The 22995-nt window shown below is 34.0% G+C and carries 16 protein-coding genes; 14 read left to right on the top strand and 2 right to left on the bottom strand.

Going from position 1 to position 22995, the window contains the following annotated elements:
- Positions 1-111: 111 nt before the first annotated feature.
- The 3 genes from rimP to infB all read left to right on the top strand — a co-directional run bounded on the left by rimP (position 112) and on the right by infB (position 4836).
- Positions 112-576, top strand: a complete 465-nt coding sequence (gene rimP, locus DNC80_RS07840; RefSeq protein ID WP_182650626.1) for a ribosome assembly cofactor RimP — start codon at positions 112-114, stop codon at positions 574-576.
- Between the two features lie 13 nt (positions 577-589).
- Positions 590-1843 (top strand): transcription termination factor NusA, encoded by a 1254-nt coding sequence (nusA, locus tag DNC80_RS07845; protein ID WP_144889586.1) that lies wholly within the window; start codon positions 590-592, stop codon positions 1841-1843.
- Positions 1844-1953: 110 nt separating this feature from the next.
- A complete protein-coding gene (gene infB / locus DNC80_RS07850) occupies positions 1954-4836 on the top strand; it encodes a translation initiation factor IF-2 (RefSeq protein WP_182650628.1) in 2883 nt (960 codons plus the stop codon).
- 253 nt (positions 4837-5089) lie between these two features.
- Here the strand turns inward: infB and DNC80_RS07855 are convergent, their stop codons facing one another.
- Positions 5090-5479 (bottom strand): SPOR domain-containing protein, encoded by a 390-nt coding sequence (locus DNC80_RS07855; protein ID WP_144889583.1) that lies wholly within the window; start codon positions 5477-5479, stop codon positions 5090-5092.
- 215 nt (positions 5480-5694) lie between these two features.
- Here DNC80_RS07855 and DNC80_RS07860 point away from each other — a divergent pair, with 215 nt between their 5' ends.
- The 10 genes from DNC80_RS07860 (at position 5695) to queG (ending at position 19093) form a co-directional block, all read left to right on the top strand.
- Positions 5695-7032, top strand: coding sequence for a c-type cytochrome (locus DNC80_RS07860; RefSeq protein WP_182650630.1), 1338 nt, complete (start codon positions 5695-5697; stop codon positions 7030-7032).
- A gap of 29 nt (positions 7033-7061) precedes the next feature.
- Entirely contained in the window at positions 7062-10118 is a 3057-nt protein-coding gene (locus DNC80_RS07865) for a TAT-variant-translocated molybdopterin oxidoreductase (protein WP_182650632.1), read from the top strand.
- A 37-nt stretch (positions 10119-10155) separates the two neighbouring features.
- Entirely contained in the window at positions 10156-11559 is a 1404-nt protein-coding gene (nrfD, locus tag DNC80_RS07870; protein ID WP_144889577.1) for an NrfD/PsrC family molybdoenzyme membrane anchor subunit, read from the top strand.
- The gene (locus DNC80_RS07875) at positions 11552-12076 is read left to right on the top strand and encodes a DUF3341 domain-containing protein (RefSeq protein WP_182650633.1); all 525 of its coding nucleotides are present in this window, start codon (positions 11552-11554) and stop codon (positions 12074-12076) included. Before nrfD ends, DNC80_RS07875 begins: the two co-directional genes overlap by 8 nt.
- 8 nt (positions 12077-12084) lie before the next feature.
- A complete protein-coding gene (locus tag DNC80_RS07880; RefSeq protein ID WP_144889573.1) occupies positions 12085-12630 on the top strand; it encodes a cytochrome c in 546 nt (181 codons plus the stop codon).
- Between the two features lie 27 nt (positions 12631-12657).
- Positions 12658-14040 (top strand): quinol:cytochrome C oxidoreductase, encoded by a 1383-nt coding sequence (locus DNC80_RS07885; RefSeq protein WP_182650635.1) that lies wholly within the window; start codon positions 12658-12660, stop codon positions 14038-14040.
- Positions 14041-14059: 19 nt separating this feature from the next.
- Positions 14060-15214: a cytochrome c oxidase subunit II gene (locus tag DNC80_RS07890; protein WP_182650637.1), complete on the top strand. Its 1155-nt coding sequence runs from the start codon at positions 14060-14062 to the stop codon at positions 15212-15214.
- Between the two features lie 28 nt (positions 15215-15242).
- A complete protein-coding gene (locus DNC80_RS07895) occupies positions 15243-17039 on the top strand; it encodes a cbb3-type cytochrome c oxidase subunit I (RefSeq protein WP_182650639.1) in 1797 nt (598 codons plus the stop codon).
- A gap of 90 nt (positions 17040-17129) precedes the next feature.
- Positions 17130-18152 (top strand): Holliday junction branch migration DNA helicase RuvB, encoded by a 1023-nt coding sequence (gene ruvB / locus DNC80_RS07900; protein WP_182650641.1) that lies wholly within the window; start codon positions 17130-17132, stop codon positions 18150-18152.
- Positions 18153-18172: 20 nt separating this feature from the next.
- Positions 18173-19093: a tRNA epoxyqueuosine(34) reductase QueG gene (gene queG / locus DNC80_RS07905; RefSeq protein WP_167496924.1), complete on the top strand. Its 921-nt coding sequence runs from the start codon at positions 18173-18175 to the stop codon at positions 19091-19093.
- Here the strand turns inward: queG and DNC80_RS07910 are convergent.
- Positions 19090-20124 carry a LacI family DNA-binding transcriptional regulator gene (locus DNC80_RS07910; RefSeq protein ID WP_182650643.1) on the bottom strand — a complete coding sequence of 345 codons (1035 nt, stop codon included), beginning with the start codon at positions 20122-20124 and terminating at the stop codon, positions 19090-19092. The two genes, queG and DNC80_RS07910, sit on opposite strands and share 4 nt — an antisense overlap.
- Before the next feature lie 158 nt (positions 20125-20282).
- Here DNC80_RS07910 and DNC80_RS07915 point away from each other — a divergent pair, with 158 nt between their 5' ends.
- Entirely contained in the window at positions 20283-22907 is a 2625-nt protein-coding gene (locus tag DNC80_RS07915) for a TonB-dependent receptor domain-containing protein (RefSeq protein ID WP_182650644.1), read from the top strand.
- The last annotated feature ends 88 nt before the right edge of the window (positions 22908-22995 follow it).

The raw sequence follows: 22995 nt of genomic DNA on the forward strand, positions 1-22995 counted from the left end.
TTTTTTAAAGCGGTCAATTATTTTAATTTGTAAAAAAACACTATCTTTGCACCGTTATTTATTAAAAACTAGATAATGAGGGGACGAATAGTCCCCTCTTTTTATAAAAATATGACATTTAAAGAAAAGTTACATTCAGTTTTGGGCGATTGCTTAGCAGAGAAGCCTTCGATATTCCTAATTGACCTAGTGGTTACAGATGCTTTTAAAGTTATCGTTGCGCTAGATGGAGATCAAGGTGTGGCCTTGCAAGACTGTATTGATGTGAGTAAATTTATTGACAGCAAGCTGGATAGAGAAGAGCAGGATTATTCTCTGGAGGTGGCCTCAGTAGGAGTTGGATCTGCCTTGAAACAAGTAAGGCAATACAAGAAAAATATAGGTAGAACCTTGATTGTGAAGACAAATGCAGAAATTATTGAAGCAGAATTAGTAGATGCTAATGATGATTTTGTAATTTTGTCATGGCAAGCAAGAGAACCTAAAAAAATAGGTAAGGGGAAAGAGACAATTCAAAAGGAATTACAACTTCCTTATGGAGATATTAAAGAAGCAATTGTTACAGTAACATTTTAATTAAAGAATTCGCATGGAAAATTTAGCATTAATCGATTCATTTTCAGAGTTTAAAGATGATAAACTCATTGATCGTGTAACGCTTATGGCAATTTTAGAAGATGTATTTAGAAATGCATTGAAGAAAAAGTACGGTTCAGATGATAATTTTGACATCATCATAAATCCTGACAAAGGAGATATGGAGATATGGCAAAGAAGAGTAATCGTTGCGGATGAAGATTTAGATTTTGATCACCTTGAAATAACTTTAACAGAAGCTAGAAAGATTGAACCAGATTTTGAAATTGGTGAAGAAGTATCTGAAGAGGTAAAACTTATTGATTTAGGTCGTAGAGCTATTCTTGCTTTACGCCAAAACTTGATTTCAAAAATACATGAGCACGACAATACGAATCTTTACAAGCAATTCAAGGATTTAATTGGTGATATTTATACTGCCGAAGTACATCATGTACGCCCTAGAGTTGTTATTTTAGTAGATGATGAAGGTAATGAAATTGTACTTCCAAAAGAAAAACAAATTCCATCTGACTTTTTCCGTAAAGGTGATAACGTTAGAGGTATTATAGAAAGTGTTGAATTGAAAGGGAATAAACCGCAAATAATTATGTCTAGAACTTCTGAGAAGTTTTTAGAGAAATTATTTGAACAAGAAATTCCTGAAGTTTTTGACGGTTTAATAATGGTTAAAAAAGTGGTAAGAATACCTGGTGAAAAAGCAAAAGTAGCCGTAGATTCTTATGACGATAGAATTGATCCTGTAGGTGCTTGTGTGGGAATGAAAGGTTCTAGAATTCATGGTATTGTTCGTGAATTAGGAAATGAGAATATTGATGTTATCAATTATACTAGTAATATTCAGTTATTAATAACACGTGCTTTAAGTCCAGCAAAAGTTTCTTCAATTAAAATTAATGAGGAAACTAAAAGAGCTGAAGTTTTCTTGAAATTAGAGGAAGTTTCTAAGGCTATTGGTCGTGGAGGACACAATATTAAATTAGCTGGATTATTGACAGGATATGAATTAGACGTGATTCGTGAGGGTGATGTAGCTGGTGCTACTGCTGATGAGGATGACGTTGAGTTAACTGAATTCTCAGATGAAATTGAGGATTGGGTTATTGAGGAATTTGCTAAAATTGGTTTGGATACTGCAAAAAGTATCTTGAGCCAAGATGTAGATGACTTAGTTAGAAGAACAGATCTAGAAGAGGAAACGATCTTAGATGTAATGAGAATATTAAAAGAGGAATTTGACAGTTAGTCAACAGGTCTTCAACTATAAACATGCCATTTTACAACAAATCTAGTTCGGTAGGTATCGAATAGGAGTAAAATGAGGAATAACAAAAAAGGTAAATATAAAAAGGTTTTATGTCTGAAGAGAGAATTATTAGAATAAACAAAGTTTTAAGGGAATTGAATATTTCTTTGGAAAGAGCTGTGGATTATCTAAAAGATAAGGGAATTGCAATCGATGCAAATCCAAACGCAAAAATTTCTGACGATATATACAATGTTTTGTGCGGTCAATTTGCTGGTGACAAAGGGAATAAAGAAGCTTCTAAAGAAGTGGGAGAAGAGAAAAGAAAAGAGAAGGAAGCATTACGTTTAGAGCGAGAAAAAGAAATCGAGGATAAACGTAAACTTGATGAAGAACGAGCAAAACAACAGGAAGTTATCAAAGCAAGAGCGGTGATATCTGGACCTGTTCAAGTAGGTAAGATTGATTTAAATCCAAAAAAAGCTGCAATTGTCCCTCCTGTAAAAGAAGTGCCAAAAGTAGAGTCTGCACCTAAAAGTGTAGAGGTTCCTGCTGTAAAGATTACGCCAGCAGAAAATAAAATTGTTCCGAAACCTTTGGATACTAAAATTACTTCAGATGCGAAAGAATCAAAACCTGTAATTACTCCTAAAGAAGTAGCAAAGGAACCTGTAGCTGAAATACCTGAAGCTCCTAAGGTTGTTGAAAAAGTTGAACCGGTAAAATCTGAAGAGGTTGCTGCTGACGAAACTATTACCACTCAATACCAAAAATTATCTGGTACTACTCTAACAGGGCAGATTATTGATTTATCGCAATTTAATAAGCCTAAAAAGAAAAAAGAAGAACCAAAGATTACACCTAATAAGCCAGGTGCTCCAGGTTCTGCGGCAGCTAATGCCAATAAGAATAAACGTAAAAGGATAGCTCCTAAACCAGGTGCGCCAAGGCCTCCTGCTGTTCCAGGTGCTCCAAATCCAAATAAAATTACGCCTAACACAGGTGGTGGTGGATTTAATGCAAATAGAAGTGCAAGACCTGGTTTCGTAAAAGGAAACAGACCTGCAATTGTTGCAAAAGTTGAGCCAACAGAAGAAGAAGTTAAAAATCAAATTAGAGAGACTTTAGAAAAACTACAAGGTAAAGGTGGTAAATCTAAAGCTGCTAAATACAGAAGAGATAAAAGGGATACACACCGTCAGAAATCTGATGATGAGCAAAGAGCTTTAGACGAAGGAAGTAAAACTATTAAGGTTACTGAATTTGTAACTGTAGGTGAAATTGCAATCATGATGGATGTGCCAATTACCAAAGTTATTGGTACGTGTATGTCACTTGGAATCATGGTTACCATGAACCAACGTCTTGATGCAGAAACGTTGACTATTGTTGCTGATGAGTTTGGTTATGAAGTTGAATTTATCACTGTTGATATCGAAGAAGCAATTCAGGTTGTTGAAGACAGAGAAGAAGATTTAGTTTTTAGAGCGCCAATTGTAACGGTAATGGGTCACGTCGATCACGGTAAGACATCGTTACTGGATTACATTCGTAAAGAAAACGTAATTGCAGGTGAGTCTGGAGGAATTACACAACATATTGGTGCCTACGGAGTAACTTTGGATAACGGACAAAAAATTGCATTCTTAGATACACCGGGTCACGAAGCGTTTACTGCGATGCGTGCGCGTGGTGCTCAAGTTACCGATATTGCTATTATTGTGATTGCTGCTGATGATGATATCATGCCGCAAACTAAAGAGGCAATTAGCCATGCTCAAGCAGCTGGTGTTCCTATCATATTTGCTATCAATAAAATTGATAAGCCAAATGCTAATCCTGAAAAAGTAAAAGAAAGATTAGCAGGTATGAATTTACTTGTTGAAGATTGGGGTGGAAAAATTCAATCACATGACATTTCTGCGAAAGTAGGAACAGGTGTTAAAGAATTATTAGAAAAAGTATTGCTTGAAGCAGAACTTTTAGATTTAAAATCAAATCCAAACAAAGCGGCACAAGGAACTGTTGTTGAGGCATTCTTGGACAAAGGAAAAGGATATGTTTCTACGATTTTAGTTCAAAACGGAACTTTGAAAATTGGAGATTATATGTTGGCTGGTAAGCATCATGGTAAAATTAAAGCCATGCATGACGAAAGAGGGAATATTGTAACTGTTGCGGGTCCTTCGACTCCGGTTTCAGTTCTTGGTCTTGATGGAGCAGCAACAGCGGGTGATAAGTTCAATATTTTTGAAGACGAAAAAGAAGCGAAACAAATTGCTTCAAAACGTTCTCAATTGATGCGTGAGCAATCTGTACGTACTCAACGTCATATTACATTAGACGAAATCGGACGAAGAATAGCATTGGGTCAATTTAAAGAATTGAACATTATCCTTAAGGGAGATGTTGATGGATCTGTTGAAGCATTGTCTGATTCGTTCTCTAAATTATCTACTGAAGAAATACAAATTAATATTATTCATAAAGGTGTTGGAGCAATTACAGAAACTGATGTAATGTTGGCTTCTGCTTCAGATGCAATTATTATCGGATTTAATGTTCGTCCAGCTGGAAATGCAAGACAATTAGCAGACAAAGAAGAAATAGATATCCGTTATTACTCTATTATCTATGCAGCTATCGATGACTTGAAAGATGCAATGGAAGGAATGTTAGCTCCTGAAATGAAAGAAGAAATCCTTGGTACAGCTGAGATTAGAGAGATTTTCAAAATTTCTAAAGTTGGTTCTATTGCCGGAAGTATGGTTATGGATGGTAAAATTGTTAAGAATGCCAAGATGCGTGTTATTCGTGATGGTGTAGTTGTATTCACTGGAGAGTTATTAGCTCTTAAACGTTTTAAAGATGACGTTAGAGACGTAGCCAAAGGATACGATTGTGGTATTCAAATTAAAGGATATAATGACATTGAAGAACGTGATGTTATTGAATCTTACCATGAAGTTGCTGTTAAAAAGAAATTGAAATAATTTTTTCTATTATAGTTTTAAAATCCCGATTCGTCGGGATTTTTTTATTTTAGTACTTTTTATAAAATGCTATTTTGTAATTGAAGAGGTTTAAATTTATTAATGATATTCAGTAATACCTATCATTTTATGCGTTTTGTAATTTTTCAATCCTATGCTCTTTTAATTAAATTTTTTTACTTCTTTGTGTATAAAAAAAAGCCATTCAAAAAGAACGGCTTTAGTGGATGTGTTTAAGAGTTTTATACAATCTTTATTTGTTGGGACGAATCAAATTGAGATTTGGATACTTTTTTTTGATAGCTACTATATGTCTTTCGGCTTCTATTCTAGATTTGAAATTCCCTATCCAAACTTTATAATTTGGCGCAAAGAATACGATGGTTCCCTCAATGTCATTAAACTCTTGTCTAAATTCATTTAATGTCGATTTTGCTTTCTCACTATCGCCACTGTAAATTTGAATTTTAAAACGGTCATTTACAGTGTTTGATTGATTTGTTTTTCTTTTTTCTGTAAGTAATTGCTCAAATTTTGAGTCTTGTTTTATGGAAATATTTTGCTGTTGTGCAGTTGATTTCGAATGAAAAAATGCTGTTGAAATAAGGGCGATAAGTGAAGCTTTCAGGCTTAAAATTCTCATAATGTGTATGTTTTTATGCAAAATTAATATTTAGTGTTTAATACCAAATCAAATACGTTATTTAGAATAAATATAAATTGAAATTAAGACTATTTTAGGGTTTTGAGAATAGTTCTTATATCGTATTTTTGTCCAATATTTTAAACAAAGGAGCAGTCCTTCTAAGTCTATTAGTAAAGACTGTGCCAATTTTTAGTAGATAATCATTATACTATATGAAAAAGGTGGGTAACCATAATTCGATCACAAGAAAATTATTTTTAGGCGTAGCCTTATCGTTAATTTTCTCTTTCACTTCATTTGCTCAAGAAGCTGCCGCTGTTGCTGCTCCTGATGCGGCCGCGGCTCCTGCTGCTGCTTCTGGTGGAGATGCTGCTAAAGGTAAAGAATTGTTTAATGCAAATTGTGCTGCATGTCACAAGTTAGATGCTAAAGCTACAGGGCCTGCACTTAGAGGTATTGCTAGTAAGTACGAAATGGCATGGCTTTATAAGTGGGTAAAAAACAGTTCAGACTTTATTAAATCAGGTGATGCACAAGCTGTTAAGGTTTTTGAAGAAAACAACAAGTCAGTAATGTCTTCTTTTCCTCAATTATCAAATGCTGATATTGATAACATTATAGCTTACACTTCTGAGCCAAAAGCGGATAAAGTTGTTCCGCCAACGGATGGTGCTACTGCTGTTCCTGGTGGTCCAGTTGCTGATAGCGGTATTTCAAACAATCTTATATTAGCTGCTCTTGCACTAGTATTAGTGGTGTTGGTGGTAATGTTAGTTTTAGTAAACAAAGTGCTGTCTAAAGTTGCAAAAGCAAACGGGATAGTAGTTGAGCCAAAAGCTAAAACAACTCCAATTTGGCAAGCGTTTGCTAAAAATCAATTTTTGATTTTGGTAACTGTTATTTTCTTACTTCTTACAAGTGCTTATTATGTGTATGGTTTCTTTATGCAGGTAGGTGTTGATCAAGGGTATGAGCCAATACAGCCAATACATTACTCACACAGAATTCATGCTGGTGATAATGAAATAAACTGTAAATACTGTCACTCAGCTGCACGTGTAAGTAAAAACGGAGGTATTCCATCACTTAATATATGTATGAACTGCCATAAAAACATTGCTGAAGTTGCTGAGACAACTGCCACTCCAGAGTACAGTAAGGCTTTTTATGATGAGCAAATTCAAAAGTTATACACGGCTGTTGGTTGGGATCAAGCAACTCAAACATATACTGGGAAAACGCAGCCAGTAAAATGGGTTCGTATTCACAATCTTCCAGATTTTGTTTACTTTAATCACTCACAACACGTAACTGTTGCTGGAATTGAATGTCAAACATGTCACGGTCCAGTTCAAGAATATGAAATTCAAAAACAGTTTGCTCCGTTAACAATGGGATGGTGTATTGATTGTCATAGAAAAACTGAGGTTAAAATGGAGGGTAATGAATATTACACTAAAATCCATGATGAGCTTTCTAAAAAATATGGTGTAGATAAGTTGACTGCAGCACAAATGGGTGGTTTAGAGTGTGGTAAATGCCACTATTAATCAAATTATTAAGATTTTAATATTTATATATGTCATCAAACAAAAAATACTGGAAAAGTGTTGAGGAACTAGACCAAAATAGTTCTATTGTTGAGGCGCTAAGAAATAACGAATTTGTTGAAGAAATTCCTACTGATGAATTTTTAGGAAATAGTGATGCATTATCATCTTCTTCAACATCACGTCGTGATTTCTTAAAGTACGTTGGTTTTAGTACTGCTGCTGCTACTTTGGCAGCATGTGAGGGTCCTGTTAATAAATCAATACCATACGTTCTTCAACCTGAGCAAATTATTCCTGGAGTTGCGGATTATTACGCTACTTCAGTTTTTGACGGATTTGATTTTGCAAATCTTTTGGTGAAAACCAGAGAAGGACGTCCTATTAAGATTGATAATAATACTATTGCTGGAGCTAAATTCACAGCAAATGCAAGGATTCATGCATCTATCTTATCGTTGTATGATAGTATGCGTCTTAAAGAGCCAAAGATTGAGGGGAAAGATTCAACTTGGTCTGCTGTTGATGCTAAGATTAAATCAAGTATTGCAGATGCAAAAGCTAAAGGAGGACAGGTTGTTCTTTTAACAAATACATTAGCTAGTCCATCTACTGAAAGATTGATTTCTGAATTTGTATCAAAAAATCCTAATTCTAAACATATAGTTTATGATGCGGTATCAGAGTCTGAAGCTCTTGATGCTTTTGAATTGGTTTATGGTGAAAGAGCATTAGTAGATTATGATTTTTCTAAGGCTTCTTTGATTGTTTCTGTAGGAGCTGATTTCCTTGGAGACTGGCAAGGAGGAAGTTTTGATACTGGTTATGCTAAAGGTAGAATACCAAAAGCTGGAAAAATGTCACGTCATTTCCAATTAGAGTCTAATATGACTTTATCTGGAGCTGCTGCTGACAAGCGTTTGCCAATGTCTGTTTCAGCCCAAAAGCAAGCTTTAGTTCACATATATAATATTGTAACAGGTTCTTCTGTTTCAGTTAAACTTGAAGATAAATTTAAATCAGAAGTTACCAAAGCTGCACAGCAGTTAAGAGCAGCTGGAAGTAAAGGTGTTTTAGTTTCTGGAATTCAAGATAAAAATGCTCAATTACTAGTTTTGGCGATTAATCAAGCTCTTGCTAGTGAGTCATTTGTTACTGCAGGTTTAAGACAAATTAGAAAAGGTTCAGCATCTAATGTATCTCAATTAGTAGCTGATATGAAAGCTGGGAAAGTTCATACTCTTATCATGAGTGGTGTGAATCCTGTATATACTTTGTCAGATAGCGTAAGTTTTCAAGAAGGTTTAAAGAAGGTTAAAACATCTGTTGCATTCTCTTTGAAAGAAGATGAAACTGCTTTGTTGTCTACAGTAGCTGCTGCTGTTCCTCATTATTTAGAATCTTGGAATGACTTAAGTTTGGTAAAAGGAACTTATTCTTTGACTCAGCCAACTATTCGTCCGCTTTTCAATACAAAACAATTTCAAGATGTTTTGATGTCATTAAACGGAACTGCAGGTTCTTTTTATGATTATATTAAAAATACTAGTTCTTCAATTATTTCAGGATCATCTTGGAATAAAGTATTACATGATGGTGTTTTTGTTTCTACTGTACCAACTGTAGGTACAGGAAGTGCTGATTATTCTGCTGCTGCAAATGCTTTAGCTGCTACTAAGTCATCTCAAGGACTTGAGTTAGTTTTATATACTAAAACAGGTTTAGGTGATGGTCAACAAGCAAATAACCCTTGGTTACAAGAGTTTCCAGATCCTATTACAAGAGTGTCTTGGGATAATTATGTAACTGTATCTAATGCTGACGCAATTAAATATGAATTGTCTAATGAGATTGTTGCTAACGGAGGCTTAAACGGAAGTTATGCTACAATTACGACTGCAGATGGTTTAAAACTTGAAAATGTACCTGTAATTGTACAACCTGGTCAAGCTGTTGGAACTGTAGGTTTAGCTTTAGGTTATGGTCGCAAAGCTGCTTTGAAAGAAGAAATGATGGTAGGTTTAAACGCTTACTCTTTATATAAAGGTTTCAATAATGTTCAATCTATTACATTAGCTAAAGCTGATGGAGAACATGAGTTTGCTTGTGTTCAAGGTCAAAAGACATTAATGGGTAGAGGTGATATTATTAAAGAAACTTCTCTTGAAATATTCAATACCAAAGATGCTCATATTTGGAATGAACAACCGATGGTTTCTTTGGATCACAAAGAAGTTGAGGCAACTAAAGTAGATTTATGGGATTCATTTGATCGTTCTACAGGTCATCATTTTAATCTTTCAATTGATTTAAATGCTTGTACTGGTTGTGGAGCTTGTGTTATCGCTTGTCATGCTGAAAATAACGTTCCTGTTGTAGGTAAATCTGAAGTTAGAAGAAGTCGTGATATGCACTGGTTGCGTATTGATAGATACTATTCATCAGAAAGTACTTTTGAGGGAGATAATGAAAGAAAAGAAAATATTGCTGGTTTAACAAGTTCTTTGTCTACATTTAACGAAATGGAAAAAGCAGGAGATAATCCTCAAGTTTCTTTCCAGCCTGTTATGTGTCAGCACTGTAACCATGCGCCTTGTGAAACTGTTTGTCCAGTTGCTGCAACTTCACACTCTCGTCAAGGTCAAAACCACATGGCTTATAACAGATGTGTTGGAACGCGTTATTGCGCTAACAACTGTCCTTATAAAGTACGTCGTTTTAACTGGTTCTTGTATAACAAAAACAGTGAATTTGATTATCATATGAATGATGATTTAGGACGTATGGTTTTAAACCCAGATGTTAATGTTCGTTCAAGAGGTGTTATGGAGAAATGTTCTATGTGTATTCAAATGACACAAGCAACTATCCTTAAAGCCAAAAGAGAAGGAAGACCAATTGTTGATGGCGAATTCCAAACTGCATGTTCAAATGCATGTTCTACAGGAGCTATGATTTTCGGAGATGTAAATGATAAAGATGCTGTAGTTGCAAAGCTTGCAGCTGATGATAGAATGTATCATTTATTAGAACATGTTGGAACTAAACCTAATGTGATTTATCATGTTAAAGTTAGAAATACTTAGTACAAAAAAAATTAATTAAGAATCAATATAAAGGATTATGTCGTCTCACTACGAAGCAACCATTAGAAAACCCTTAGTTATAGGTGATAAAACTTATCATGATGTAACTGTAGACGTAGCCGCACCTGTTGAAGGTAAGGCAAATAAACATTGGTGGATTGTATTTTCAATTGCATTAATAGCCTTCCTTTGGGGACTTGGGTGTATCGTATACACTGTATCTACAGGTATTGGTACATGGGGTTTAAACAAGACAGTAGGTTGGGCTTGGGATATTACTAACTTCGTTTGGTGGGTTGGTATTGGTCACGCTGGTACACTTATTTCAGCTGTACTTTTACTTTTCCGTCAAAGATGGAGAATGGCAATTAACCGTTCTGCTGAAGCAATGACTATTTTTTCGGTTATTCAAGCAGGTTTATTTCCAATCATTCACATGGGTCGTCCTTGGTTGGCTTACTGGGTTTTACCAATACCAAATCAATTTGGATCATTATGGGTAAATTTTAATTCACCATTACTTTGGGATGTATTTGCAATCTCTACTTATTTATCTGTATCATTAGTTTTCTGGTGGACAGGTTTATTACCAGATTTTGCAATGCTTAGAGATCGTGCTGTAACTCCTTTTAATAAAAGAGTTTATTCAATTTTGAGTTTCGGTTGGAGTGGTAGAGCAAAAGATTGGCAACGTTTTGAGGAAGTTTCTCTTGTTCTTGCTGGTTTAGCTACTCCTCTTGTATTGTCAGTACACACTATTGTATCGATGGACTTTGCTACCTCGGTTATTCCAGGTTGGCATACCACTATATTTCCTCCATATTTCGTTGCTGGGGCTGTATTTTCAGGTTTCGCTATGGTTAACACGTTGTTGATCATTATGAGAAAAGTTTCAAATTTAGAAGCATACATTACAGTACAGCACATCGAGTTAATGAATATAGTAATCATGATTACGGGTTCTATCGTGGGTGTTGCTTATATAACTGAGCTTTTTGTAGCATGGTATTCTGGAGTAGAGTACGAACAATATGCTTTCTTAAACAGAGCTACTGGACCTTACTGGTGGGCCTATTGGGCAATGATGACTTGTAATGTGTTTTCACCTCAGTTTATGTGGTTCAAAAAATTACGTACAAGTATTATGTTTTCATTCATAATATCAATTGTTGTAAATATTGGAATGTGGTTTGAAAGATTTGTAATTATTGTTACCTCTTTACATAGAGATTATTTACCATCTTCATGGACTATGTTTTCACCTACCTTTGTTGATATTGGTATATTCATTGGTACAATTGGTTTTTTCTTTGTGTTGTTCCTTCTTTATTCAAGAACTTTCCCGGTTATTGCACAAGCTGAAGTTAAAACAATTTTAAAAGCAACTGGAGATAATTACAAACGCGCAAGAGAAGCAAATAAAGATTCACATCATGAGTAATAAAGTAATATACGCCATTTATAATGACGATGATATTTTGATGGACGCAGTAAAGAAGACTAGAGCAGCTCATCATCATATTGAAGAAGTTTTTTGTCCATTTCCTGTTCACGGTTTGGATAAAGCTATGGGGATAGCCCCTACAAGATTAGCTATTTGTGCTTTCTTGTATGGATGTGTTGGAATTTCGGTAGCAACTGCTATGATGAATTTTATTATGATTCAAGATTGGCCTCAAGATATTGGAGGTAAGCCTAGCTTCAGTTACATTGAAAACATGCCTGCATTTGTGCCAATTATGTTTGAGCTTACTGTATTTTTTGCAGCGCACTTGATGGTTATTACTTTTTATATGAGAAGTAAATTATGGCCTTTTAAAGAAGCTGAGAATCCAGATGTAAGAACTACAGATGACCATTTTTTAATGGAAGTTGCTGTACATGATAACGAAGAAGAATTAGTTTCTTTCTTTCAAAATACAGGTGCGGTTGAAGTTAAAGTAATAGATAAGCATTAATTATAGTTATGAAAAGCATATATAAAATAGCACTATTATTTGGTATCGTAATTTTAGTTTCATCTTGCCATGATAATAAGGCACCGAACTATCAGTATTTTCCAAATATGTATGAGTCTTTAGGTTATGAGACCTATTCAGAGTCTGATGCGTTTAAAAATGGTCAAGAAGCACAATTACCTGCAAAAGGTTCATTGAATAGAGGTTTTGTACCTTATGAGTATGAAAATACTACAGCTGGTTATGAATTGGCTAAAGCCAATTTGAAATCTCCTCTTGATTCTTTAGGTAGAGATCTTGAGAAAGGTAAAGCACTATTTGAAATTTATTGTATTAGTTGCCATGGTGCATCTGGTAACGGTAAGGGTAAATTAGTTGAGCGTGAAAAATTCCTAGGTGTACCTAGTTATAAAGACAGAGTTATTACTGAGGGTAGTATATTTCATGTTATAACTTATGGTTTGAATTCAATGGGTTCACATGCAAATCAGTTGAGTCCCCAAGAGCGTTGGTTAGTTACTGACTATGTTCTGAAATTAAAAAGTGAATTATAATTGTTGAACAAACTGATCGTAATAGATATGTATACATTTTCAAGTAAATTAAAAACTGTTTCTTTTGTCTTAATGGCCATTGGTTTATTAGGTATAGGTTATGGTTTTTACACTGCACCAAAAGATATTAAAGAAGTTGAAGAACTTCTTGCTGCTGATAGTCATGGTACACACGCTGTTCAAAAAGAACATGGAAGTTCCAATGAATCAGATTCTCATGAAGTTCATGGTTCAACAGAGGAAAACCATACTGAAGCTAAGTCTTCTTCACAAAAACATGAAGTTTCATCTGATGATGAACACACTGAGCATTTAAATCATGTTTTGCATCAATTGCAAAATAAACCATGGTCTGCCTTGTATGTTGCCTGTATATTTTTTATGCTTGTTTCATTAGGTGTTTTAGTTTTTTATGCAATCCAACAAGTTGCTCAAGCGGGTTGGTCTCCTGTGCTTTTCAGAGTTATGCAAGGTATTACATCTTACCTACCTGTGGGAGCTGCTTTTTTCTTTGTTTTGTTAATCTTATGTGGTTTACATTTTAATCATATTTTTATTTGGCTGGATCCTGAAGTAGTTGCTACTGATAAATTAATTGCTAATAAAACAAGTTTTTTAAATTTTCCTTTTTGGATTGTTAGAGCTGCTATATTTTTGACAGGTTGGTGTCTATATCAATTCTATTCTAGAAAAAATTGTCTTGCACAAGATGAGGCATCTGATGATTTGTTGTATAAGAAAAACTTTAAACTTTCTGCAATGTTTCTTGTGTTTTTCATTGTTTCTGAATCTATAATGTCTTGGGACTGGATTATGTCAATAGATCCACACTGGTTTAGTACTTTGTTTGGTTGGTATGTTTTTGCAAGTTTCTTTGTTAGTGGTGTTACTACAATAGCATTAGTGACTTTATATTTAAAGTCAAGAGGTTATCTAGAATTCGTTAATAATAGCCATATACACGATTTAGCTAAATTTATGTTCGGCCTAAGTGTTTTTTGGACATACTTGTGGTTCTCACAGTTTATGTTAATCTGGTATGCTAACATTCCTGAGGAGGTAACTTATTTTATAACTAGAATTCAATTATACAATTTGCCATTCTTTGGAGCGGTAGTTATGAATTTCTTGTTCCCATTGTTAATACTTATCAATACAGATTTCAAGAGAATTTCTTGGGTAATTGTTATGGCTGGTGTTATTATATTAATGGGTCATTATTTAGATTTTTTCAATATGATTATGCCAGGTACAGTTGGTGACAGTTGGTTTATAGGTGTATCTGAAATAGCTTCAATCCTTTTCTTCCTAGGTTTGTTTATTTATGTAGTGTTCACTGCTTTATCTAAATCCCCTCTGCTAGCAAAAAGAAATCCGTTTATTGAGGAAAGTAAACATTTTCATTATTAATTTTTAAAGAAAAAAACAGATGACAAGTTTGTTAGTAATTATAGTTTTAGTTTTATTAGCTATTGCTTTATGGCAATTGACTAAAATCTTCGACCTAACGCAAGTTGGATCTACTTCAGATAATACAGAAATCGCAACTGATAACGATAACAATATTCAAGGTTATTTAATGTTTGGTTTCTTAGCTTTTATCTATATTTTCACCATTTACGGTTTAATAAAATGGGGTCCTTTAGTACTGCATACTCCTGCTTCAGCACATGGTGGTCAAGTTGATAATTTAATGAACATTACTTGGATACTTATTTTTATTGTTCAAGCTATTACACAGGTTTTAGTTCATTATTTTGCTTTTAAATACAGGGGTAAAGAAGGTCAAAAAGCTTTGTTTTTTGCTGATAATAATAAGTTAGAGGCTGTATGGAGTATAATTCCAGCCGTAGTACTTGCTGGTTTAATTTTGTATGGATTGTATGCGTGGACAAATATAATGTTTGTTGATGAAGACGAAGATACAGTTGTTATTGAGCTTTATGCACAGCAATTTAACTGGAAAGCAAGATATTCAGGTGAAGATAACGTTCTTGGGAAAGCTAATGTTCGATATATTGAAGGCGTAAATGCTGTAGGTATAGACTTAGCAGATCCTTATTCACAAGATGATATTGTAGTTACTGAATTACATATTCCTAAGGGGAAAAAAATTCTTTTTAAAATGAGATCTCAAGATGTGCTGCACTCTGCTTACATGCCACATTTTAGAGCTCAAATGAACTGCGTGCCTGGTATGGTTACACAATTTGCTTTTGAGCCTATTTATACGACTTCTGAGTATAGAGAATTGCCTTTTATGGTTGAAAAAGTTGCTAATATTAATGCTTTAAGAGCAAAGAAAAGTGAGGCATTAGTTGCTAAAGGTGAACCAGCTCTTGATCCCTACACTTTTGATTATCTTTTATTGTGTAATAAAATTTGTGGTGCATCACATTACAATATGCAAATGAAAATTATTGTTGATACTCCAGAAGATTATCAAGCTTGGTTAAAAGATAAAGCAACAGTAGTAAATGAAGTTAAAGCTTCATTAGCTGCTCCAGCTGCAACTGGTGATACAAAATCAGTTGACAGTAGTAGTGCAAAAAAAGATGATGTTGCTGTAATGGCAGCTAAATAATTATTAAGAAAATTTAAAGTATAAATATATGTCAGCAGAAGGTCACGATCACGCTATAGATCACGAACACGAACACCACCACAAAGACACTTTTATTACTAAATATATTTTTAGTATAGATCACAAAATGATTGCTAAGCAGTACTTGATAACAGGTATTATCATGGGTATCATTGGTGTTGGTATGTCGATGTTATTTAGAATGCAACTAGCATGGCCAGAAGAATCTTTTAAAATATTTAATATTTTATTAGGTGATAAATTTGCTCCTAATGGAGTTATGGCAAATGATATTTACCTAGCTCTTGTTACCATACACGGAACCATAATGGTTTTCTTTGTACTAACCGCCGCGTTAAGTGGGACTTTTAGTAACCTTCTTATACCACTTCAAATTGGTGCTAGAGATATGGCATCTGGTTTCATGAACATGGTTTCATACTGGTTGTTTTTTGTTTCTAGTATTGTAATGATTTCTTCTTTGTTTGTTGAAGCTGGTCCAGCATCATCTGGATGGACAATTTATCCTCCATTGAGTGCTTTACCACAAGCTATTCCTGGTTCTGGCATGGGTATGACACTTTGGTTAGTTTCTATGGCATTGTTTATTGCTTCTTCTTTGATGGGGTCTTTAAATTATGTTGTTACGGTTATTAACTTAAGAACTAAAGGAATGACTATGACAAGGTTGCCTTTGACTATCTGGGCATTCTTTGTTACTGCTATTATTGGTATTGTTTCCTTTCCAGTACTTTTGTCAGCTGCTTTGTTGTTGATTTTTGATAGAAGTTTCGGTACTTCTTTCTTCTTATCTGATATATACATTGCTGGTGAAGTATTGCATTATCAAGGAGGTTCTCCTGTTTTATTTGAACACTTGTTTTGGTTCTTAGGACATCCTGAAGTTTATATTGTATTATTACCTGCTTTAGGTATTACATCTGAAGTTATTGCAACAAATTCGCGTAAACCAATTTTTGGTTACAGAGCGATGATTATGTCAATTCTTGCAATTGCTTTTTTATCAACAATAGTTTGGGGTCACCACATGTTTATCTCAGGAATGAATCCTTTCCTAGGTTCTGTGTTTACTTTTACAACTCTTTTGATTGCAATTCCATCTGCTGTTAAGGCATTTAATTATATTACTACCTTGTGGAAAGGTAACTTACAGCTTAATCCTGCTATGTTATTTTCAATAGGGTTGGTGTCAACTTTTATTACTGGTGGTTTAACTGGTATTATTTTAGGAGATAGTACGCTAGATATTAACGTGCACGATACTTACTTTGTAGTAGCTCACTTTCACTTAGTAATGGGTATTAGTGCTCTTTATGGAATGTTTGCAGGTATTTACCATTGGTTTCCAAGAATGTTTGGAAGAATGTTGAATAAGAACTTAGGTTATATTCACTTCTGGGTTACTGCTATTTGTGCTTATGGTGTATTTTTTCCTATGCATTTTATCGGTTTAGCTGGTTTACCAAGACGTTATTATACTAATACTAACTTCCCTTTATTTGATGACTTACAAAATGTGAATGTTTTAATAACAACGTTTGCTCTTATAGGTGGTGCTTTTCAATTGATTTTCCTATACAATTTTTTCAGTAGTATTTTTTACGGTAAAAAATCTGTAATGAATCCATGGAAATCTAATACATTAGAATGGACTGCTCCAGTTGAACATATCCACGGTAACTGGCCAGGTGAGATTCCTGAAGTACACCGTTGGCCGTATGACTACAGTAATCCTAATCATGAAGAGGATTTCGTACCACAGAATGTACCAATGAAACCTGGAGAACAGGTTCTTCATCACTAAAATTTAAGCCTCTACTCTGTAGGGGCTTTTTTTTGTTCATTTTATTTGGTGAAGTGTATTCTCAATGGTCCTCTTTATTATCTTTGTATTATGAATGAGAATCTAGATCCTACTGCAAATAATTATAATATTGAAGATTTCGATATCGAAAGGAAGCTTCGCCCTTTATCCTTTGATGATTTTGCTGGACAAGATCAAGTTTTAGAAAATCTAAAGGTTTTTGTACAAGCAGCCAACCAAAGAAATGAAGCTCTTGATCACACTCTTTTTCACGGTCCTCCGGGACTTGGTAAAACTACTCTTGCCAATATACTTGCTAATGAACTTCAAGTTGGTATAAAAATAACTTCTGGACCTGTACTTGATAAGCCAGGAGACCTTGCTGGTTTGCTTACAAATCTAGAGGAGCGTGATGTACTTTTTATCGACGAAATTCACAGGCTTTCTCCAATTGTTGAAGAGTATTTATACTCTGCAATGGAAGATTTTAAAATTGACATTATGATTGAATCTGGGCCCAATGCGCGCACGGTACAGATCAATTTGAATCCTTTTACCCTTATTGGTGCAACTACCCGTTCTGGGCTGCTTACGGCACCTATGAGGGCTAGATTTGGAATATCCTCTCGTTTGCAATATTACACTACAGAATTGCTTACTACTATAGTTGAAAGAAGTGCTGCAATTTTTAAAATGCAAATTTCTATGGAAGCGGCTATTGAAATTGCAGGTAGGAGTAGAGGTACACCCCGTATAGCTAATGCATTGCTGAGACGTGTACGTGATTTTGCTCAAATTAAAGGAAATGGTTCTATTGATATAGAAATAGCTCGTTATGCTTTAAAAGCATTGAATGTTGATGCTTTTGGTTTAGATGAAATGGATAATAAAATTTTGAATACCATTATTGATAAATTTAAAGGAGGTCCTGTTGGTTTGAGTACTCTGGCAACTGCAGTTTCAGAGAGTAGTGAAACTATTGAGGAGGTTTATGAACCTTTTTTAATTCAAGAAGGTTTCATTATGAGGACTCCAAGAGGTAGAGAGGTTACTGATAAAGCGTATAGGCATTTAGGTAAAATTAAAACAAATATTCAGGGTGGTTTATTTTAGAATTCTTTAAAAATACAATTATTCAAACTAGATCGAATTATACAAATTTTATTAAGGATGAGGCTTCTAGACTTGGTTTCATGTCCTGCGGTATTTCTAAAGCTGAGTTTCTAGAGACAGAAGCTCCACGTCTTGAAAAATGGCTAAATTTAAACCATCATGGAAAGATGGCTTACATGGAAAATAATTTTGATAAAAGATTAGATCCTACTCTTCTTGTTGAAGATTCAAAAAGTGTTGTCTCATTATTGCTTAACTATTATCCTAGTGAATTTCAAAACCAAGAGAGTTTTAAAATTTCGAAGTATGCCTATGGTATTGATTACCATGACGTCATAAAGGGAAAATTGAGAGAACTTATCCATTCTATTCAAACTAATATTGGTGCCGTTTCTGGGCGTGCTTTTGTAGATTCAGCTCCAGTTTTAGATAAAGCATGGGCTGCTAAAAGTGGCTTAGGTTGGATAGGAAAAAACAGTAACCTATTGACTAAAAAAGTAGGTTCCTTTTATTTCATTGCCGAGTTAATAATAGATTTAGAATTAGAGTATGATTCGCCCACTACAGATCATTGTGGTGCCTGCACTGCATGTATTGATAGTTGTCCCACTAATGCTATTGTAGCTCCTTATGTAGTTGATGGAAGTAAATGTATATCCTATTTTACAATTGAATTAAAAGAGAATATCCCGACGGAGTTTAAAGGAATGTTTAATGACTGGGCTTTTGGTTGTGATGTGTGTCAAGACGTTTGTCCTTGGAATAAATTTTCAAAGCCACATAGTGAACCTCTTTTTAATCCAAATCCAGATGTATTGGCGATGTCTAAAAAAGACTGGATAGAAATAACAGAAGAAACATTTAAAGTTGTTTTTAAAAATTCTCCTATTAAACGTACAAAGTTTGAAGGAATAAAAAGAAATATTGATTTTTTATATTAGATATTATTTTTTTTAAAAGTAGACTCTCTTGCAATAACTTTTGTTTCGAGTTCAATAGTTCTAGGCGAAAAAGGAATTTCTTTTTTGTGGCAATTCATTTCTTCTAATAATAATTTAAAAGATGTTACTCCCATTTCATGACTAGGTTGATCAACTGTACTAAGTTTAGGGGTTAGCACTTGAGACATGAACCAATTACTGAAGCCTATAACGGCAACTTGTTCTGGAATTTTAATTCCTTTATCATTAAAATAAGAAAGTACTCCTACAGCAACAAGATCTGTAATGGCAAATATTCCTTCAACATCAGGATGGTCAGCCATAATTTGTTTTGCGAAATCTATTCCTTCTTGAAAAGTTACTTTTTCACAAGTATACACTAAAGAAGGATCAAAGGGGATGTTGTTTATTTCTAATGCTTTTTTATAACCAATAAAACGATCAATGGCATTTTGAGGATTTAAAGGCCCTCTGATGTGTGCAATTTTTCTATAGCCGTTGTCTATTAAATGTTGAACTGCATTTCTAGCCGCAATTTGATCATTAATAACAACCTTTGAACTGTGTATCAATTTTGCAATTTTGTCAAATTGTACAAACGGAATCTTGCGTGTTATAATTTCCTTGAGATGGCTATCATCATTAGATTCATTAGATAGTGAGATGATAATTCCGTCTACTCTTTTATTAAGTAGTAAGGCAACTTGTTTTTTTTCTAATTCTAATGATTCATTTGACTGCAGAATGATGACTAGATAGCCATTTTTTTCAGCCTCAGCAACAATCCCGTTTATAACATTTGAAAAGAAATGATGAACGATTTCGGGAATAATTAAGCCAATGGTTTTTGATTCTTTTGTTCTTAGGTTGACAGCGAAAGAATTTGGACTGTAGTTGAGTTCTTTTGCTAATGAAATAACCGCTTCTTTTGTCTTTAAACTAACATCTGGATAGTCTTTTAATGCCTTAGAAACAGTGGTAATGGATATGCCCAATTTTTCTGCAATTTCTTTAAGAGTAGCTTCTTTCATTAAACAAATATGGTGAAATATTTTTTTATATCAAATCGAAAACGTTTTCGGTAATTCGAAAACGTTTTCGTTTGTGTGATTCGTTATTTTATTTCTTTATAATTATACATTTGATAATTAAACCAACTAAAATTTATTAACTAATTTATTTTAAAACCATGAAAAAGTCTATTTCATTCATCAGGAAAATAGGGGTTATTGTAGCATTACTACTATTTAATCTTTCTTTTGCGCAAAATTCGACCGTTACAGGAGTTGTTTCGGATGTTAATGGAGCACCAATACCAGGTGTTAATATTTTAATTAAAGATTCCTCAAAGTCAGTTGTTACAGATATCGATGGAAAATATAATTTTTCAAATCTTAAAAATGGAACTTTTGATTTTATTGCTTCATACATTGGATATAAAAATGTTATGTTTAAAATTGAAGTAAATGGAAATGTAATTAAGAATATAACTTTAACCGAAGATAATAATGTGCTAGATGATGTTATTATTACAGGTGTAGTTAATCCTAGAACAAAAATTAAATCTAGTGTTTCTATTACTTCAATAAATACAAAAGAAATAGAGCAGTCTGCACCAAGATCTACTGCTGAGATTTTTAGAACAATTCCAGGTATACGCTCAGAATCATCTGGAGGAGAAGGAAATTCTAATATATCAGTTCGTGGTGTGCCAATATCATCTGGAGGTTCTAAATATTTGCAAATTCAAGAAGATGGCCTTCCGGTATTATTATTTGGAGATATTGCTTTTGCAACGGCTGATATCTTTACAAGATTTGATGGTAATGTGGCAAGAATTGAGGCTATTCGTGGAGGTTCAGCTTCAACATTGTCTTCTAATTCTCCTGGAGGAATTATCAATTTCATTAGTAAAACTGGGAAAACTGAAGGAGGAACTATGAGTACTACTTTTGGACTAGATTATGAAAATTTCAGAACAGATATTGATTATGGAGCTAAAATAGGTGATGGATTGTATTTTCATGTAGGTGGTTTTTATAGAACTGGTGAAGGCGTTAGAAAAACAGGATTTAATAGCAATAATGGTGGCCAAGTAAAATTCAATATTACAAAAGAGTTTGAAAAAGGATCAGTAACAGTTTATGCTAAATTTTTAAATGATAGAGCAGTAGCATATATGCCAATGCCTGTTCAGGTTTCTGGAACAAATGCTAATCCAAAGTGGACGAGCGTAGATGGCTATGATGCTACAAGAGGTGCCATGCAATCTATTTATTTAAATCATAATGTAGGACTTGGGACAGAAGGAAATGTAAGAAGAGAAAAAGTTGCTAATGGAATGCACCCTATTTCAAAATCCATAGGTGCAAATGCTACTTTTGATTTAGATAATAATTGGAAAGTTTCGGACAATTTACGTTACTCTGCTAACAGTGGTGGCTTTATATCTCCTTTTCCTGCTGAATTAGGAACGGCATCAGCTATTGCAAATTCTTTTGGTGCAGGTTCTACGCTAAGTTATGCAAATGATGGGACAGTTTTTAATACTCCAAATGGATTAGTTGCTAGAGTTCATATGTTTGACACACAGTTGAACGACATGAGTAATTTTATGAATGATTTGAGATTGACAAAGAAAATAGATAATTTAGGTGTCACTTTTGGATTTTTCAAATCGATGCAAAATGTTTCAATGTCTTGGTTATGGAACTCTTACTTACAAGAAGTATCAGACAATAATCCGCGTTTAATTAATGTAAAGGATGTTAACGGAAATCTATTATCTGAAAACGGACTCTATGCTTATGGAACTCCTGCTTGGGGTAATTTAGCCAGAAATTACGATACGCAGTATAACGTATCTGCACCTTACGTAAATGTTTCATTTGATTTATCTAAAAACCTATCTTTTGAAGGTGGGGTGAGATATGATAACGGAAAAGTTACAGGTTCTTTTACAGGCGGGACAGCAACAAGTTACGATATCAATAATGACGGAATATTATCAGCACCGGAGAACAATGTCTTTGCTGTGAATACTGCAAATGATACACCAGTTAATTATACTTACGACTATTTTTCATACACGTTAGGAGGGAACTATTTGTTAAATGCGAAACAATCATTATTTGCTAGAGTTAGTAGAGGAGCATCTGCAAAGGCTGATAGAATTTTATTTAATGGCTTGGATTATTTAGATGGAGATAAAATCAACGCTTTGGATTTTTTAATGCAATCAGAAATTGGATACAAACAAAAATTTAATAAAGGATATGTTTATGCAACAGCTTTTAGTTCTAAAACTGATGAGCAAGCAGGTTATGAGGCTGGTGCAAATGTGATTAGACAAAATAATTACAAATCTTTAGGTTTAGAATTAGAGTCAGCGTATGATTTATCAGACAATTTGAACCTTAGAGGGTCAATGACGTATACTAAAGCAGAAATAACATCAGGTGCAGATAAAGGAAATGAGCCAAGAAGACAGCCTAAATTGATGTATGGTGTAATGCCAACGTTTAAATTTATGGATAAGAAAAATACTTTAGGTCTAAGTTTTATTGGTCAGACTAAAGCTTTTGCTCAAGACTCAAATCAACTTGTAATGAATGGTTTTGTAATTGTAAATGGTTTTGTAGAAGTTGGTTTGACAAAAGGTTTATCAGTGAATCTATCTGGTAATAACATTTTTAACTCGTTAGCAATTACAGAGGCAGAAGAAGGAAGTATAACTGAGAATACAGTAAACTATGTAAGAGCAAGGTCATTGACTGGAAGATCAATTTCTATGGCTTTGTCATATAGATTTTAATGAAATGTTTCATGATTAATTAGTGATTAGACAATTCCTATATTTTTCAATGTAGGAGTTGTTTTTTTTAATTTAAAAAAAGAATAGG

This window comes from Flavobacterium sp. SOK18b, from assembly GCF_014156605.1.
GTDB classification, from domain to species: Bacteria; Bacteroidota; Bacteroidia; order Flavobacteriales; family Flavobacteriaceae; genus Flavobacterium; species Flavobacterium tiangeerense.